Annotated in this window: 17 protein-coding genes; 7 read left to right on the forward strand and 10 right to left on the reverse strand. The window is 30.7% G+C overall.

The genetic code is table 11. The features are described from left to right. Window positions 1-71: 71 nt before the first annotated feature. The gene (locus MK083_05900) at window positions 72-1,085 is read left to right on the forward strand and encodes a putative sulfate exporter family transporter (protein MCH2673986.1); all 1,014 of its coding nucleotides are present in this window, start codon (window positions 72-74) and stop codon (window positions 1,083-1,085) included. Here the strand turns inward: MK083_05900 and MK083_05905 are convergent. Together MK083_05905 and MK083_05910 are read right to left on the reverse strand one after the other, a co-directional pair. Beyond that, complete coding sequence (locus MK083_05905; GenBank protein MCH2673987.1) at window positions 1,082-2,872, reverse strand: homoserine O-acetyltransferase; 1,791 nt, start codon at window positions 2,870-2,872, stop codon at window positions 1,082-1,084. The genes MK083_05900 and MK083_05905 overlap by 4 nt on opposite strands. A gap of 48 nt (window positions 2,873-2,920) precedes the next feature. Next, window positions 2,921-4,207 (reverse strand): O-acetylhomoserine aminocarboxypropyltransferase/cysteine synthase, encoded by a 1,287-nt coding sequence (locus MK083_05910; protein ID MCH2673988.1) that lies wholly within the window; start codon window positions 4,205-4,207, stop codon window positions 2,921-2,923. 241 nt (window positions 4,208-4,448) lie between these two features. On the opposite strand from MK083_05910, the gene MK083_05915 reads away from it, so the two are divergent. Then, complete coding sequence (locus tag MK083_05915; protein MCH2673989.1) at window positions 4,449-5,672, forward strand: MFS transporter; 1,224 nt, start codon at window positions 4,449-4,451, stop codon at window positions 5,670-5,672. Window positions 5,673-5,738: 66 nt separating this feature from the next. Here the strand turns inward: MK083_05915 and MK083_05920 are convergent, their stop codons facing one another. Together MK083_05920 and crcB are read right to left on the reverse strand one after the other, a co-directional pair. Further along, window positions 5,739-6,158: a hypothetical protein gene (locus tag MK083_05920; GenBank protein ID MCH2673990.1), complete on the reverse strand. Its 420-nt coding sequence runs from the start codon at window positions 6,156-6,158 to the stop codon at window positions 5,739-5,741. Window positions 6,159-6,175: 17 nt separating this feature from the next. Next, window positions 6,176-6,544: a fluoride efflux transporter CrcB gene (crcB, locus tag MK083_05925; GenBank protein ID MCH2673991.1), complete on the reverse strand. Its 369-nt coding sequence runs from the start codon at window positions 6,542-6,544 to the stop codon at window positions 6,176-6,178. Between the two features lie 142 nt (window positions 6,545-6,686). Here crcB and MK083_05930 point away from each other — a divergent pair, with 142 nt between their 5' ends. Beyond that, window positions 6,687-8,198, forward strand: a complete 1,512-nt coding sequence (locus MK083_05930) for an MFS transporter (protein MCH2673992.1) — start codon at window positions 6,687-6,689, stop codon at window positions 8,196-8,198. Here MK083_05930 and MK083_05935 read toward each other — a convergent pair. Genes MK083_05935 through MK083_05945 form a run of 3 tightly spaced genes read right to left on the reverse strand, consistent with a single transcriptional unit; the run spans window position 8,152 to window position 9,928 of the window. Then, window positions 8,152-8,892, reverse strand: a complete 741-nt coding sequence (locus MK083_05935; GenBank protein ID MCH2673993.1) for a cupin domain-containing protein — start codon at window positions 8,890-8,892, stop codon at window positions 8,152-8,154. The two genes, MK083_05930 and MK083_05935, sit on opposite strands and share 47 nt — an antisense overlap. Before the next feature lie 13 nt (window positions 8,893-8,905). Further along, a complete protein-coding gene (tenA, locus tag MK083_05940; GenBank protein MCH2673994.1) occupies window positions 8,906-9,556 on the reverse strand; it encodes a thiaminase II in 651 nt (216 codons plus the stop codon). Then, complete coding sequence (locus MK083_05945) at window positions 9,557-9,928, reverse strand: cyclophilin-like fold protein (GenBank protein MCH2673995.1); 372 nt, start codon at window positions 9,926-9,928, stop codon at window positions 9,557-9,559. A 53-nt stretch (window positions 9,929-9,981) separates the two neighbouring features. Between MK083_05945 and MK083_05950 the strand changes: the two genes are divergently transcribed. Then, on the forward strand, window positions 9,982-10,641 hold the full coding sequence (locus MK083_05950) for a molybdenum cofactor guanylyltransferase (GenBank protein MCH2673996.1): 660 nt from the start codon (window positions 9,982-9,984) through the stop codon (window positions 10,639-10,641). Here the strand turns inward: MK083_05950 and MK083_05955 are convergent, their stop codons facing one another. Together MK083_05955 and MK083_05960 are read right to left on the reverse strand one after the other, a co-directional pair. Next, window positions 10,642-14,073, reverse strand: a complete 3,432-nt coding sequence (locus tag MK083_05955) for an FtsX-like permease family protein (GenBank protein ID MCH2673997.1) — start codon at window positions 14,071-14,073, stop codon at window positions 10,642-10,644. 6 nt (window positions 14,074-14,079) lie between these two features. Continuing rightward, window positions 14,080-14,754, reverse strand: coding sequence for an ABC transporter ATP-binding protein (locus MK083_05960; GenBank protein MCH2673998.1), 675 nt, complete (start codon window positions 14,752-14,754; stop codon window positions 14,080-14,082). A 146-nt stretch (window positions 14,755-14,900) separates the two neighbouring features. Here MK083_05960 and MK083_05965 point away from each other — a divergent pair, with 146 nt between their 5' ends. The 3 genes from MK083_05965 to MK083_05975 all read left to right on the forward strand — a co-directional run bounded on the left by MK083_05965 (window position 14,901) and on the right by MK083_05975 (window position 16,589). After that, window positions 14,901-15,500 (forward strand): histidine phosphatase family protein, encoded by a 600-nt coding sequence (locus MK083_05965; GenBank protein MCH2673999.1) that lies wholly within the window; start codon window positions 14,901-14,903, stop codon window positions 15,498-15,500. 63 nt (window positions 15,501-15,563) lie between these two features. After that, window positions 15,564-15,806: a hypothetical protein gene (locus MK083_05970; protein ID MCH2674000.1), complete on the forward strand. Its 243-nt coding sequence runs from the start codon at window positions 15,564-15,566 to the stop codon at window positions 15,804-15,806. Between the two features lie 6 nt (window positions 15,807-15,812). Then, window positions 15,813-16,589 (forward strand): SDR family oxidoreductase, encoded by a 777-nt coding sequence (locus MK083_05975; protein MCH2674001.1) that lies wholly within the window; start codon window positions 15,813-15,815, stop codon window positions 16,587-16,589. Window positions 16,590-16,599: 10 nt separating this feature from the next. Here MK083_05975 and rplL read toward each other — a convergent pair whose 3' ends face one another. After that, window positions 16,600-16,989 (reverse strand): 50S ribosomal protein L7/L12, encoded by a 390-nt coding sequence (gene rplL / locus MK083_05980; protein ID MCH2674002.1) that lies wholly within the window; start codon window positions 16,987-16,989, stop codon window positions 16,600-16,602. Window positions 16,990-17,117: the final 128 nt, after the last annotated feature.

Below are 17,117 nucleotides of genomic sequence, written 5' to 3' on the forward strand. Positions count from 1 at the left end.
AATTTATAGTTTTGAAGATGTAAAAATTTAAATAATAAATTACAATTGTCATAGGCGAAAATCAGGTATATATGAGCATAAAATCAATCAAACAAAATTTACCAGGATTATTTTTTTGTTTTTCATTTGGAATAATTATATTATTTGTATTTCACAACTTTAATATAAAACTAATTGATACATTATTGACCGGCCTTTTAGTTGGTATATTTATAAAAAATATAAATTTTTTGCCTGACCTATCAATAATTGATAAGGGTGCTAAGTTTGCAGGCAAACATATTTTAGAGTTTTCTGTAATGCTTATGGGTGCAAGTATTTTTCTTCCAGATCTTTTTGAGAATGGAATTGAATTGTTCTTAGTAATAGTGTTGGGAATAATTGGTTCTATGATTATTTCCTATGTTATTGGTTATAGGCTACTTAGATTAGATAAAAAACTTTCCACTTTAGTAGGTGTAGGTAACTCAATTTGTGGAAATTCTGCAGTTGCAGTTATAGCTCCAGTTATTGGCGCTTCATCAAATCAGATTGCTTCAGCAATAGGAATAAGCGCAATACTTGGAGCATCTCAAATTATCCTATTGCCTCTTTTGGTTCCAGCTTTTGGGCTAGGTGATTATCAGTATGGAGTAGTGGCGGGCTTATCGGTATATGCAGTTGCACAAGTCGTAGCAGCATCATCAATTGTAAGTCCTGTTTCAGCAAATGTTGCAACAGTAGTTAAGCTTACTAGGGTAATTTTATTAGCTCCATTGGTATTGTTTTTAAGATTTTTCTATAACTCAGAGTCAAGCAATAATAAAACTAATATGTCAGAGTCAATCTTAAAATTTTTACCTTGGTTTGTTGTAGGATTTATAATCTTAGCCATTCTAAGAAGTACTGAAATTATTGATAATCAACTAGGCTTGAATATTAGATCAGTTGCTAAATTTCTTTTTATAATTTCTATGGTTGCTATAGGTTTATCAGTAGATTTGAAAGAAATAATTAAGGTTGGACCAAAAGTTGCACTGACAATTATTTTTATAATAGCTTTTATGATTATCCTAGGAATTATGTCTTCAAATTTCTTGACCTAAGAAATAACAAAAATGGCACTATCTGCATTTAAGTTAGGGTTCTCAGTTATTTCTTTATTATTTACCGTATCAAGGTAAAGTGATTTTTTAATAATAATATCTTTTTCTTTACAAAAATCTAGAAAATCATTTATTGAAGGAAATCTTATGTTTGGAGTATCGTACCAATTATATCCATACCAACCAGATATTTTGGGAGCCTTACCCTCATTAAAAAACATTTCTCTCATAGGCTTAAATGCAAAATTTGGGAAAGATACAATACTAGATTTTGAAACTCTAGTCATATCCTTAAGTATTTTTTCAACATTTTTTATTGATTGTAGAGTTTGAGATAAAATAGCAATATCAAACTGAGAATCATAAAATTTTTCTAATCTACTATCTAAATCACTATGAATAATATTTATACCTTTTGTAAAGCAAGAAATAACATTTTGTTGATTTATTTCAACTCCCAAAGAATTTGAAATACCAATAGAATTTAATTGCTCAATCAATTCTCCTTTCTCACAGCCTAGATCTAAAATAGTTGAATTTCTAGGAATCAGTTCTGCTATATACTTGAAGTCAATCCTATTATTTAATCCAATTTTTACTGTTGAATTTAACTTTTTAGAATCATTAATTGTTTTATTTTTACTATGTAAATTTCTAAAAAACGAGCTTGTTAATTCGCCATAATGCTTGATATCATCAGGTAATAAAAATGCATCATGTCCAGCATTTGATCTAACATTACAATATGAAACTTTTTTAGATCTAGAAATTAAAGCCTCTACTATATCTAATGACTGAAAGGAAGGATAAAGCCAATCACTTGAAAAGCTTACTAATAACCATTCACAGTGAGATTTACTAAGATTTTTTGCAAGAATATCTTTGTTTGATCCTAAATCAAACAAGTCCAAGGCTGTAGAAAGAGTAACATAGCTGTTGGCATCAAATCTTTCAACAAATTTTTCACCTTGATAAGCTAAATAACTTCCTACAGAAAATTTTTTTTCAAAACTAGTAGAAATATTTCTGGGACTATTTCTATCTATTTCAAATTTCTCATTCATAGATTCTTTAGAAAGATAAGTTATATGACCCAACATTCTAGCTAATGCAAGGCCTACATCAGGTTTTTTTTCATTATCATAATAATTACCAGAATTGAAATATGGGTCACTGATTATTGAATTTCTAGCTACAACATCAAACGCTAATGCTTGAGTTGTAAGTCTTGCTGAAGACGCCATAGGCAAGCAACCTTTAATCATTTCTGGATATTCAGTCGCCCACTCTAAACACTGAAAACCTCCTAAAGAGCCACCAATAACTCCTAGTAATTTATTGATTCCAAGATTATCAATAAGATATTTTTGAACTTTTACCATATCTTTTATTGTTACTATAGGGAAATCTGCCCCATAGTATGTTCCTGTTTTAGGATTTATTGAATTCGGGCCAGTCGTACCTCTGCAACTACCAAGAATATTTGAACATATTATAAAATATTTATTTGTATCTAAAGGTTTATCTGGGCCAACCATAATATCCCACCATCCAGGAACATCATTACTATTATGTTTGGCTACGTGAGAGTCTCCAGTTATTGCATGACAAACCAATATTGCATTAGAATTTTCAGAATTAAGCTTACCGTAAGTTTCATAAGCAACTTTTACATTTTCAAGTTGCTCTCCTCTTTCCAAATCTAATGTAAAAGGTATATTAAATTCTTGAATGTATTTTGAGAATTGATCAGTTCTAAGGTCATCTGAACTATTTATAATACTCAATTTCACCTTTCCTATTTCGCCCTAAAATATAGGGCGAAATAATTTTGATTAACCCAATGCCTGATTAATATCAGCCTTAATATCATCAATATTTTCAAGACCAATTGATAATCTAATATATTCTGGATTCACACCTGTTTCTTTTTGTTCTTCCTCACTTAATTGAGAGTGAGTTGTAGAAGCAGGATGTATAACTAATGTTCTTGCATCACCTATATTAGCTAGATGACTTAATAATTTTACATTATTTATAAATTTGACAGCTGCTTCTTTTCCACCCTTAATTCCAAACCCAATAATTGCTCCCTTTCCATCAGGCAAATATTTCTCTGCTTTATTATAGTCTGGGTGCGATTTTAGACCTGGATAATTAACCCATTCAACTTGATCATGTTTATCTAAAAACTCAGCTATTTCTTGAGCATTTTGACAATGCCTTTCCATTCTTAAGTGTAGAGTCTCCAAACCTTGAAGAGTTATCCAAGCAGCAAAAGGACTCATAGCTGCTCCAGTATCTCTAAGCCAATGAGTTCTAATTTGAACTAAATAAACTAAATTTCCAAGAGGTCTTAAGGCTTCTTCTAAAACTGCTCCATGATATGAAGGCGATGGACCGCAAAATTCTGGCCACTTTTCAGGATTATCAGCCCACTTAAAATTTCCACTATCTACAATTACACCACCTATATGCGCTCCATGGCCACCTATGAATTTTGTAGTTGAATGAATAACTATATCTACTCCATGCTCAAAAGGTCGTAGTAAAAATGGGGTCATAACAGTATTATCACAAATTACTGGCAAACCATGATTATGACTTAATTTAGAAATTTTCTCAAAATCAGGGACATCATTCTTAGGATTACCCAAAGATTCAAAGTATACACATCTTGAATTTTCATCAACCAATTCATCAATTTTCTCAGGTTCATTTGGATCAAAAAATCTTACCTCGATACCTAACTGCTTAAATGTTTGAGTGAATAAAGTCCAAGTTCCACCATACAGACTAGTTGAGGAAATAATATTTTGACCGCTATGGGCAATTGTTAGAATTGCGGCATTTATAGCTGCTTGTCCAGAAGAAAAAGATAAAGCATATATACCTCCGTCAAGAGCTGCTATTCTTTGTTCTAGTACATCACAAGTTGGATTGGACAACCTAGAATAAATATTTCCAAATTCAGACAATGCAAATAAATTCGCTGCATGCTCTGGGTCATTAAAAACATAAGAAGTTGTGGGATAAATTGGGACCTGCCTTGAGTTTGTAGTAGGATCCGGTTCATATCCAGCATGTAAAGCTAATGTTTCTCTTTTTAAGTTTTCCGTCATAATAATTCTCCTTTTAAACAAAAAAACCCCGTTTTTCGGGGTTTACTAATTTTTTGGAATTTACTTACACAACTAAAACTAGACGTCCCCCTTCAAGAAAGTCATCATCATGTTCATGTTCATTGTTTTTACAAATAATTCCATAATGGAAAGTATACTATCAAAAATTCTTATTTGTCAAACGAAAAATTAAAAATTAAGTTTATAATGAGAATATTTTATAAGCTCATTTAGGTAGAATATGAATCCAATTGTAGAAGTTCTTAAAACCAAAGATTTCAAAAAATTATGGTTTATTGGTACTACAGCTATGAGTATGAGATGGATTGAACAAATTGCTCTAGGATACTATGTTTATCAAATAACTAAAGATGAATTTTTAGTTGGACTCGTTTTCTTTTTTAGAAATGTTCCTATGCTATTATTTGGAGCATTCATTGGTGTCATATCCGACGAGTTTGATAAAAAAAAGATACTTCAAATAACACTAATATTTACTGCAATAATATACTTTATACTTACAATAAGTTCATTTCTTGATCAACTAAATTATTTCCAAATTTGTTTTGGAGCTTTTATAGCAGGCTTAGCTTGGTCTTTCGATTTCCCCATAAGAAGATCGATGCTGAGTGAAATAGTTGATAAAAGACTATATCCAAGTGCGATAGGCGTAGATATGACTTCTAGTAATTTAGCACGAATAATAGGCCCAGTTTTAGCAGGAATTGTTCTCCAACAGGTTAATTTATTTCCAATTTATCTTTTTGGAACAATTATGTTTTTAATGGCTTTTGTTGCATGCTTGAAATTAGAAACTAAACAATTTACTAGAGAAGAAAGTCCTAGTAATCTAGGCAGATTTATTTATGAACTGATAGAAGGAATAAAATATATTTTCACAAGCAAAATATTAATAACAGTTCTAATTGTGACTATAATAATGAATTTTCTTGTCTTTACTTATCAAAGTCAATTAACGGTCTTAGTCCAGACAAATATTTCTGATTTACCAATTATTTTAGGATTTTTAGCAGCAGTAGAAGGAATAGGTGCAACTTTGGGAACATTAATAATTGCAAATTTTCCACTTAAAAGAGGTATGCTGATCTTTTTATCAGGTTCATTCTTATTTGGAGTATGTATCATATCATTTACTTTTTCTGAATTTCTTTTTGTTAGCATATTGCTGATGCTAATTGGAGGATTTGGAATGGCAGGCTTTGGAACTCTTCAATCAATTTTGATAATTAGTTCTGCGGAACAAAAAATAAGAGGCAGGGTACTTGGAATATTAGCAATAACAATAGGAACTCAACCTATAGGTGCATTTATACTAGGATATTTTTCTAGAGAATATGGATCAGTTACTGCAGTTAAGATATCTGTTGTTATTGCAATGGTGATATTGACTTTAGTAACGATAGTATATTTTGGGAATAAATCTAAGAGAGTAAATAGTCAATAACTAAGGCTGTTATGACACCAAATAATGCAGCAAAAACACCTACAATTATAAATATATAAGAATTTTTCATACTATTTCTATTTTATCTTCTCTAGATATTATTCCAGTAGATATAGGGGTAGCAAAAATATACATATTTCCCTCAAGTTTTTGGATTACCTCAGGATCATTATAATCTGCGCTAGCACATGCATCCTTAACTAGAGCTACTTTCATTTCTATAGAATCATTAACTATTATTTTTTGACCCTCTTTACAATTATTTAGGTCTAAACCTGAGACTAATAAATTTTCTCTAAGTACTCCTTGCTTAAGATTATGAACATCATATAAATCAGCATCAACTATCATAATTTGCCTGTTATGATTTTTTTTTGAAAAACGATCTCCTTCAATTCCATAATTAGAAATTATTTTTACTTCATCTTTATAAGACATAGGAGTTAATGTACCAACATTTATTCCGATAGACTTAATTGTTCCCAATTACTTTTCCTTTCTTTTCAATTAAATAATTTTATAGTCCTAGTTCCTATAATAACCATAATTATTCCAATAAAATTAGATAAAATTATATTAGCAAATAAATAATAATAACTTCTCAAGTTGAGTAAATTATAATTATCAAACGCAAATGTGGAAAAAGTAGTCAATGATCCTAGAAACCCAACTATAAATAATAATCTTAAGCTTTCATTTTCAGATAATTTATTACCTAATAATCCTATAAAAAAACATCCGATGATATTAACTAAAAATATACCATAAGGAAAATTTGAACTAAACAATTTATCAATTTGGGGGCTTACAGAAAATCTAAGTACTGCGCCAATTGCTCCTCCAAGAGATACTAAGAAAATATTTATAAACATAGTCAAAAAATATAGTTACTTTGGATACTATCAATATATTAGAATGATATCTGATGTCAAAAAATAATTCTAGTTATCAGTTATCTAAAGGATTTAATGAATGATACTTTCATCTCTCGAAGGAAAGTTAAAAGTAAAAATAATGCTAACACTATTTGTTTGTATGTTTGCAACGACTATTTATCAATCTATAGTTTCTATTTCTGGGCCTTCAATAATTGCTGATCTAGGAGGATTTGAATATTATGCCTGGCTATTTTCAGGATTTTCTTTAACTTCTGCTGTTTGTGCTCCATTTGTAGGTAAATTAACTAAAATTTATGGTCCTAAGAAAATTATGATTCCAGCATTATTTATCTTTTTAATTTCTACAGTCTTATGCGGTTTAAGTAACTCAATATTTTTACTTATATTTTTTAGATCTATACAGGGAATAGGTCTTGCCGGAGTGCTTGGGGTCGTTTGGATAATGATTGCACTTTTATGGAGTCCTAATCAAAGAGGAAAATGGCTGGGAGCTACAGCAGCAGGATTTACTTTAGCAGGTTTAGTGGGTCCATTCTTAGGTGCATATGTTACCCAGTTACTTGGTTGGAGATGGGCTTTCTTCATTATAATTCCAGCAGTATTAGTATCTATGAGATTAATCTCCAAAGTACTCCCAGAAATAGAAAAAGATATGTCAACAAAATTTGATTATAGAGGAGCTATTTTTTTTACTTTATTTGCTAGCTCATTTCTTTTTGCACTATCAATAATTGGTATTGATTCTAATAAAATATTTATTTATATTATTATCTTATTTTTAATTGCTGCTATTTCATTTGGAATATTTATTTACTTAGAAATCAAAGAAAAAGATGAAGGATTTATAGATATAACTTTATTCAAGTATAAGTACTTTTCAGGGGGAATGTTAGGAAACTTGATCATTCCAATTCAATTTGTTGTATATAGCATTTTTTTACCTTTATCCCTAATAGGCGTATATGGTTTCTCTCCTGCAAAAGCCTCCATCCCATTGATAGTAAATGCTATTTCACTAGCTGTTGGAGCTAACTTATTTGGATATTTAATTTCAAAAGTTAGATTACAAATGTGGATAGCTATATTTGGATTTGTAGTAAATGGATTTTGTACATTTTTATTTGGATTAACAGACTTAAAAATTAGTTTTGTAAATCTATTAATTTTGGTATCTATTCAAGGATTTGCAATTCCTGGATCATTTCAAGCATTTATGGTATGTGTTCAAAACGCCTTACCTGAAGAAAAAATTGAGATAGTTACTTCTAGCTTACAATTTGCTAGAGTTTTCGGTATATCTCTTGCTGGATCAATACTGGGGGGTATTCTAATAATAAGTATGGTCAATTATGATTTTGAAAGTCCAAGAAATGAAATTTATGATCCTGACAATATCACTTCAACAGTAAAAATAGAAGAAATAAAACAAAAATATATATCTAGTGGTCAAGTTGATCTATTTGAAAAAGATCTTAATATTTCTAGAGAAAATCTAAGAGGAGGATTAAGGGTTGTTTATTATGCTTCTAGCCTAACTTCCATTCTAGGTGTTTTTTGTTCGATATACATATTTTATGATGCTAGTCGACGTCAATTCTTGGAGGAGGATTCAAAACAGAGTGAATAGCTAGTAACCTTCCTGTAGTTTTATGTCCATTATAGAACCCATGGCGAACCGCAACTTCACAAGTAAACATATCACCCTGACTCAGTGTAATATCGTCTTCTTCAGCATATGAAAAATTTAATTTACCTTCTAAGCAATACATAGATTCTTCATGTTTAGGATGATAGTGATTTGGAGCTATTCCGTTTGGATCACATATAAGTTCTGATATGCAAGTTGATTCTGCTCCCAAAAAATCTCCAACCATATCATACCTCATAACACCTGGAGTAAATTCATAAGGATCATTATTTGATCTATCAAAATATCCTATGGTTGGAGTTTCATGAATAAACTCCGGCTCTTCAACAATAATATTATCTACTTTTATATTTGGTGAAACAGTCAGAATTATGGCATTTGATTTACCTGCATTTCCAAATCCATGGGATTCACCTTTCTTAGCAAGAATAGCGTCACCTTTAGAAGCATTAAAAATCTTATCCCCTAATCTGAACTCAACTTGTCCATCTACAACAAATAGGCTTTCTTCAACATTTGATATTTCATAATAATTTGATTTAGAATTAGGTTCTAATTCGAACTGGTTTACTGAAAGCATTTTTGAACCAGTTTCTTTACCTGTAAGTAGAGTTTTTATAACACCATCAAAAGGCTTAGAAGTAGTATTTTCGTCTATTCTATTTATTCCCATTATCTCTCCATAATTAATCTTGATTCCATGAAGAATCCCAAAAATTTAGTTCATGTTTCAAAGATTCTCTGAAAATATCATTAGCTATTTTATTATCTACTTTTTCTTTAATTGAATCAACATAATTAATTAGCCATGTTGTTACATTTTGATATTCTGGATCAACATATGCATTTATCCATCTTTCATGAAATGAGTTTTCTTTAGTTTGATTATCCTTATATAAATTTCTACCTATTTCATCATAACCCCATTGACAGGGTAAAAGAGAGCAGGCTATTAATTCAGTTTCAAATTTATAAGCAATTGATAGAAGGTAATTACAATATGATTGAGTGGCTAAGGAAGATTTTGAATTAATTAGATCATTTTTCTTTATTCCAAAATCATCACAGAATGACTCATGAAGTTTCATCTCAGAATTTAGGGTTTCACTTAATAAATTTGATAGAAAGCTCATAAATTCAAATGATTTTGACTTTGAAATAGCAATAGAAATAACTCTACAATATTCAATCAAGAATTTATAATCTTGAATCATATAATATTTAAATTTATTTATATCTAAAGATCCATTTTTCATACCTAAAATAAAATCATGTTTTACATGAGTTTTATTCCATAAATTTATATTATTAGATTTTAATTCAACTGAAAAAGACATCTATGCTACTATTACTTTTACTTTATCTCCCGAATTAACTGTTTTCAGAATTTCTAAGTCTCCAACTATTTTGCCCATTACATTCGTTGGAGACGCTGGCCTTATTTCGTCACCTTGACTTACTGGAGTTTTTCCAAAAAATAAACAAATTGCGTTTCCTGGTGGCCAAAAAGCTATATCTCCCAATTCAACAGTTTCCTTAGCCCAGTCATCATTTTCTTTATTAATTGAAGTTGAAAAATATATTTCTTCACCCCAAATTTGAGAAATTCCTTCTAAAGGTAATAAATTAATTAGATCTTTTGAGGTTGGAGAATCATTAAGTTCTGCTTCAATAGAAATATTTTCAAATTCGAAAATTATCTTGGTCATTATTTATTCTTAAGTATGATTTAGGTTTTACAATTAATATAATAATACAAATCATGAGTAATAAGACAGCTGTAATAATAGCCGGTGGGTTAAATAGTAGAATAAAAATGATAAAACCTCTTATTAATTTAGGTGGGAAGCAAATTCTCATCAGAATTCATGATGTTTTAAGAGATCTTTTTTCAGAAATAATTTTAGTAATCAGCCAAGATCAAGATTCAGAGATTCCAGATCTAGGATTAGCACTAAGAATGCATGTCTTAGAAGATATTTATCCGAACAAGGGGCCTATATCAGGAATATATACTGGAATTAATTCATCAATTAATAACGAAGTATTTATAATCGGAGCAGACTATCCTTTTTTATCAAAAAATTTTATTTCTCATATGTTTAGTATTTCAAATGAAAATAAATCTATATTTATCAAGAACAAAGATATATTGAATCCATTACATGCAATTTATATTAAAAATGACTGGGAAGATATCTTACTAAAAAATATTAAGTTATATGGTAATTATTCGCCAAAAAAAATCATCTCAGAATCTATCAATAATAATATTAAGATAATAGATTACACAAAATTAAAAGAAGAATTCATAGAAAGTTTATTCGATATTAATAACTTATCTGATCTAAAAAAAGCTAAGGGAATAATTACTAGAAAAGGACATGCAATAAGACCAGATATTAGACCAGAAGGAGTATGATTATTCGTACCTAAGTGCTTCAGCTGGATATGTTTTACTAGCTTCATTTGCCGGAATAACACTAGCTAAAATTGAAGCAACAACAGTTATTATTATCAGTATTCCAACTTCTACATAAGGTATAACAAACTTTGCATCTTCAAGCTCTTTAGATATTTCAAGATATATAAGCCAAGATTGTAATGTTCCTAATCCTATTCCTACAAATATTCCAAGTAATGTAATGAATGATGACTCAATTAAAAATTGAGCTCTAATCATTGATGATCTAAATCCTATTGCCCTAAGGACCCCAATAGATTGACGCCTTTCTACTACTGCTCTTACAGATAATACTCCTATTGCAGCTACTCCTACTACTAATCCAAGTCCACTAAATCCTTGAAAAAGTTTGTTGAATGAATTACCAGCAGATCTTTCATCCTCAATTCTTTTCATTAGACTTTCAGAATTCATACCATTTGCCAAAAAGGTTTTTTCCAATTTTTGAGCATATTCAGGTGCATTCTCTTTATCATTAATTTCAAAATAGTATGTATCTATTGGTACATACTCTTTAGCTATCACTTCTGTCAAAGAGTCTTTAGAATAAAAAGTTGCACCTCCGCCTCCAAAACCACTTTCAGTAGCAAGTCTTTCTACGATACCAATAACTTTTAGTTCTGTAGGATCTTCGGAACTTCTAGTTTTCTTCATTTGTATACTGAATGACTGAATTTCTCTAGGATCTTCTCTTTCAACAAAAGACGTCTTAAAGCTTCTATCTGGGGGACCAAAAGGATCTCCAGAAGCTATAATTGAACCACTTGCCACAACTAAGCTAGGGTCAGATAATAGTGCTTGCCATATTTCTCTATCATTAGATCCATAATTTTCATCAATATGAGCCATTCGCCATTTTGTATTATTTATAAAATTATCATCTAAAGAGACAAGCTTAGAACTTTTATAAGAATTATTTTCTCCGTCTAGTTCTTTCACATCAACTCCTATTGAAGATGTTCCTGCAAAGGATATAACTTCAGACATATCCAAGTAATCTTCAATATTTCCTGAAATAGGCAAAGATGTACTAACAGAAGATTTTATATCATAACCTCCAGTAACTCTTTCAGGTTGATCAATTGACACATCGTTTAATCCATTCAAAATAGAAAATATCATTAGTGTAAATATTATAAGTGCAAACATTGCGACAGTGAGGCCAGTTCTAAACTTAGATGCCATAGGATAGCTAATAGCAGTTTTAGTAACAGCCTTTAAACCAGAAAATCTAGATAAGAAAATATTTAATATAAAGATCAAAATTTTGGTATTTGACATTAATAACCATACTGCTGCTGCTGTAGAAATACCTCCTCCTAATGGCCAAAACCAAGGACCAGGCTCTGATAAATCTCCAGCTATTGGTTCTAATAAATCACCTGGTAAAGAACTGCACAATAAAACTAATCCACCTTCAAATGTTCCTCCAATTTGTCCTACGCTTTCTGGATCACTTAAGAACTTAGAGGATATGAATCTAATAAATAATCCCAAAGCAAGAGCACCTCCAATTAAGCCTAAGCTAAAGTTAGCCAATGTATCTGTTTGAATACCAATGATAATAAGTAAAACTGAAAAAATTGCTAAAAGTATATACGATTGTTTCCCAAAAAGAACAAATAAAGACTTAATTAGACTAAATGGCCAAGTTACAGGGGAAAATATTAAGTTGATAAAGTTTCTTATCTTACCTGATCTAGTAATTATTGAAATTAATATTTTTATTGGATAAATGATATTCCATAAAACATCAATAATTTTTTTTCTTCGTGGTTCTGGAGGTTTTTTTACGAATTCATCCTTTAGCCCTCTAATAGCAACTACTATATTTAAGTTTGAAGCTCTGTATGCAGAGAAAACTACAGTAATAAATGTCAATATTAATCCACTTGAAAAGGCGATAAGTAAAGAAGTTATAGAGTAGCTAGGAGTTATAGAAAAAACATCTTCTCCTATAATATCTTGAAGTACTATAACTAAAGCAAAACTTAGTCCTATTCCGACAAGCGTACCTACTATCGCAGCTAGAAATGAATAAACGGTACCTTCATAAGTAAATAATTGAATTAGATCTCTACGCTTTAAACCAACTGCTCTTGCCATACCTAGTTCTGTAGATCTGGCTGCTGCAAGAAGTACAAAAACAAGAAAAATAAGTAACATACCTACCATTATTGAAAAAGAACCAAAAATTGTAAAAATACTAGTTATTCCTGAAGAAACATTCTCAGCCAGCCTAACACCATCGCTCTTAGTTTCTTGAACTCTTAATCTAGTTAGATCAGTGGAAAGCACTAAAAGATTAGTAGCTTCTTTTTGCAACCCAGATTTTTCTAAAACACCCAAAATTATAAGCTGTGTTGTGTAGCTAGATATTCCAGTTATAAAATCAACATCAAAATTATTGTTCTTTAACTGATCAGACAGTTTAATTAAGTCTTCTGAGGTTTCTTTATCAGTTTGTTCTAAATCAATTGCTTCATCGGAAATTAATCCTGGAATATTATTACTCTGAAGTAAATTGAAAATATCGGTTGCAACTTCTCTATTAGTGAGCTCAGATCTTAGAAACTTAGTAACTTCATCAGAGTTGGTTATAGATTCATCTCCATTACCCACATTAGATACCATAATGTTTGTTATTTGATTTTTTTTGGACAATAAATTTTGAAGAGTTTCTAACTTAAAAATTACAGTTGGAAAAGATTCTCCACCAGCTACACCTTGAGACTTAAGAATTCCAGCTACTATAAATTCTGTTGATCCATTATTAGTGAAAATATTTATTTTCTCGCCTACTTTAATTTTTATAGCATCACTAGCTTCTGAATTAACATAAACACTATTGGAATTAAGATCATCGAGTAATACCTCATTATTTTTGGTATCAAATAAAATTTCACTAGAATTATTTAATTCAAGCCCCCTTATATTCATACTACTTTCTGCTAAACCTGAATTATCATTTGATACAGGCAATTGAGTTTCAATATATGGCTGTAGATCATCTATCTTATCAAAATCTTTTGTTATTTTTTTTACATATTCAAATTCTGAATAATCAAAATACTCATCTCCAAATAGTTGTTTACCAGGGCCACTTATCCTTTCATCAACTGTTCCTAAACTATCTAAAACTACAGACCTTATTGAGTAACGAACTGTGTCTCCAATACCTAATGAAGTAGCTACAATTGTTGAACTAAGCATCAAGCCTATAATTATTAGGATACTTTGTCCTTTTCTTCTCGGAATATTTCTAGTCCCCATTTTCACAAGGATAAATCTTCTAATAGCTCCAATGGAAACAATAAGAATAATTATCAATAATAATGCAGACATTACTAATGATAAACTTGTAGCTGGAACTCCAAAGATCTTATCCATAATAAACTATACTACTTCTCCATCTTTCATACTTATTATTCTGTTAGCTCTTCCACCAACATAATCTGAGTGAGTAACAATAACGAAAGTTTGATTATTTTCTTTATTCATTTTTATGAGTAGATCCATAATCTGCTCTTCATTTTCACTATCAAGATTACCTGTAGGTTCATCCGCCCAAACTATAGCAGGATCATTCACCAAAGCTCTGGCAATAGTGACTCTTTGTCTCTGACCTCCGGATAGTTCTCCGGGTAACTGATGAAGCTGATTTTCTAAATCTACTTCTTTCAGTTTTTCTATAGCTTTAGATCTAGCATCTTTACTAGAATTCCCAGAAACTAATAAAGGCAATTCAACATTTTCAACAGCTGTCAAAACCGGAAGAAGATTGTAGGTTTGAAACACAAAGCCCATTCTTTTTGCCCGGAATTCACTTAGTTGATCATCATTTAATTGATTTAGTGATTTCCCCTGAATCAATATATTTCCGTCATCAATCGTGTCTAACCCAGATAAACAATTCAATAAAGTTGTTTTACCACAACCACTTGGGCCCATAACTCCAACAATTTCTCCTTCATTTATTGAAATATTTAGGCCTTTTAGGGCATGAACCTTAATATCTTTACTAACATAAGTTTTATGCAAATTTGAAGTTGATATAACTATTTCTGACATAATTTTTAAAATCCATTTTTTGAATAATTTATTAGAATAATGCTAACATATTGAGAATACTTCTAGAAAGTAACAATTAGTTAATATTATCCCCTTTGATAAAATGTAGAATAATACTTATATTAATGCCACATATATAGCTCACTATGAAAAAAATTATCATTGTAAGACACGGACAAACTAACGCAAATGTTAATGGAATGACTCAAGGACAGGTAGATTCAGAATTGAATGAAAAAGGGATTTCTCAAGCCGAAAAAACCGGCATTTATATTAGAAATAATTATTCAATAGATGAGGCTTGGGCAAGCGATTTGAGTAGAACAAGGAAAACGGCAAGCTATATAACAAAAGAATTCTCTACCTCGAAATTAATTAGAGAAATGTCATTTGGAGACTGGGAAAATCATCTATTTGAAAATATTTCAAAAAAATATCCAAAACTTGTAGAACAATACTCAATTGGAAGTGATGAATTCAAAGCACCAAATGGTGAAACTTTTGAAGATATGTTCTTAAGAGGAGAAGAATTTTTAACAAATATTGATCTTAATGAATCTAACACCTGCTTGATAGTTTCTCATGGAGGATTTATGAGAACACTTATACCACTAATTATGGGACTGCCTAGAAAAAGTATGCTAAATTTTCAATTTGATAATTGCTCAATATCTGAACTCAATTTCCCAAAAAAAGATCGTGTGCCTATCTTGCATAAAATAAATTATATAGATCACCTCATCTAAAAAGATTTATTATATAAATAATGTTAAGATGATTAAAGATAAATTTTTATTTCTAAATATAATATGGTCCAAAAAAAATCTAAAAAAAACATTTCAGAAGAAACTGAAATCGAGCTCCCCAAGGAATGCTTGAAGGTAAAAGAAGGCGTAGCTTGTCACTGGGTTATTGATCCACCTAATGGCCCTGTATCAACTGGAAAATGTAAGAGATGTGGAGCATCTAAAGAGTTTAAGAATTCAGTGGAATTTTCTTCTTGGTATGGATCAAAATCTGATTTTGATAAAAAGAAATCTGGGAAAAAATAACTTTTTATGGATTTAGGTCTAAAAAATAAAAATGCCCTTATTACAGGTGGATCTAGAGGTTTAGGACTTTCATCAGCCATTTCTCTTGCTAAAGAAGGAGTCAATCTACATATTTGTGCAAGATCTAGAGAAGATTTACTAAAAGCAAAAAAAATGCTTAGTAAATTTAAAGTAAAAGTTCAATTATCTGAAATTGATCTTTCATCAGAAAATTCTATTCAAAATTTGTATGATCAATCATTAAGTGAATTCCAAAAAATTGATATTTTAGTTAATAATGTTGGGGGAAGCCTAGGAACAAAGTCATTAATAAGTTCTTCCATTGAAGATTTTCAAAAAGTAATGGATATTAACACATGGGCTGCAATCAGATTAACAAAATTATTTACTCCCATAATGATTCAAAATAAATGGGGAAGAGTTATTAACATTGCTTCAATATATGGAAGAGAATTAGGTGGATCAGCACCATATATGGCGGCAAAAGCAGCATTAATAGCTGCAACTAAACATACTGCAATAGACCTAGCAAAGACAGGAGTTACTGCAAATTGTATAGCTCCCGGATCTATAAAGCACGAAAAAGGAAGTTGGGAAAAATTTGTTTCTAGCAGTTCAAAAGAGGCTGTAGATGATTTTATAAAGAACAATTTACCAATGGGTAAATTTGGATATCCTGAAGCTGTAGGAGACACCGTGGCTTTCCTAGCATCAAATAATGCTAGGATGATTCTAGGCACATGTCTAAATGTAGATGGCGGACAATCTAATAGCCTGTTTTAAGAAATCTTTATTATGATATCTCTACTGAAGCACCAGAAGCTTCAACCTTGGTCTTAATTTCCTCTGATTCTTCTTTAGAAACTTCTTCTTTAATAGGCTTTGGAGCAGATTCAACAAGATCTTTTGCTTCCTTTAATCCTAATGAAGTTACTTCTCTTACAGCCTTAATTACAGCTATTTTATTAGCTCCAACATCTTTTAATGTAACAGTAAATTCTGTTTTTGCTTCTCCAGCAGCAGGTGCATCACCTGATTCACCTCCTGAGGGAGCTGCTGCAACTGCAACTGGGGCTGCCGCACTTACTCCAAATTCTTCTTCTAAAGCTTTTACAACTTCAGAAAGATCAATAACAGACATTTGTTTGATTTCTTCAATCAATTCTTCTTTTGATAATGCCATAACTTTCTCCTTTATTTATTTTTTATTATCTTCTTTAGTTTTTGGTTCCTCTGACTTTGGTTCCTCTGCCTTTGGTTCCTCTGCCTTTGGTTCCTCTGCCTTTGGTTCCTCTGCCTTTGGTTCCTCTG

It is taken from the genome of Dehalococcoidia bacterium, from assembly GCA_022451965.1.
Lineage (GTDB): Bacteria > Chloroflexota > Dehalococcoidia > Lucifugimonadales > Lucifugimonadaceae > TMED-70.

Coding starts and splice junctions, on each gene's coding strand:
- MK083_05950 (MCH2673996.1), top strand. CDS start 9,982: ATGAGTAATAAGACAGCTGTAATAATAGCCGGTGGGTTAAATAGTAGA.
- MK083_05960 (MCH2673998.1), bottom strand. CDS start 14,754: ATGTCAGAAATAGTTATATCAACTTCAAATTTGCATAAAACTTATGTT.
- tenA (MCH2673994.1), bottom strand. CDS start 9,556: ATGTCTTTTTCAGTTGAATTAAAATCTAATAATATAAATTTATGGAAT.
- MK083_05965 (MCH2673999.1), top strand. CDS start 14,901: ATGAAAAAAATTATCATTGTAAGACACGGACAAACTAACGCAAATGTT.
- rplL (MCH2674002.1), bottom strand. CDS start 16,989: ATGGCATTATCAAAAGAAGAATTGATTGAAGAAATCAAACAAATGTCT.
- MK083_05975 (MCH2674001.1), top strand. CDS start 15,813: ATGGATTTAGGTCTAAAAAATAAAAATGCCCTTATTACAGGTGGATCT.
- MK083_05955 (MCH2673997.1), bottom strand. CDS start 14,073: ATGGATAAGATCTTTGGAGTTCCAGCTACAAGTTTATCATTAGTAATG.
- crcB (MCH2673991.1), bottom strand. CDS start 6,544: ATGTTTATAAATATTTTCTTAGTATCTCTTGGAGGAGCAATTGGCGCA.
- MK083_05910 (MCH2673988.1), bottom strand. CDS start 4,207: ATGACGGAAAACTTAAAAAGAGAAACATTAGCTTTACATGCTGGATAT.
- MK083_05915 (MCH2673989.1), top strand. CDS start 4,449: ATGAATCCAATTGTAGAAGTTCTTAAAACCAAAGATTTCAAAAAATTA.
- MK083_05970 (MCH2674000.1), top strand. CDS start 15,564: ATGGTCCAAAAAAAATCTAAAAAAAACATTTCAGAAGAAACTGAAATC.
- MK083_05935 (MCH2673993.1), bottom strand. CDS start 8,892: ATGGGAATAAATAGAATAGACGAAAATACTACTTCTAAGCCTTTTGAT.
- MK083_05945 (MCH2673995.1), bottom strand. CDS start 9,928: ATGACCAAGATAATTTTCGAATTTGAAAATATTTCTATTGAAGCAGAA.
- MK083_05930 (MCH2673992.1), top strand. CDS start 6,687: ATGCTAACACTATTTGTTTGTATGTTTGCAACGACTATTTATCAATCT.
- MK083_05900 (MCH2673986.1), top strand. CDS start 72: ATGAGCATAAAATCAATCAAACAAAATTTACCAGGATTATTTTTTTGT.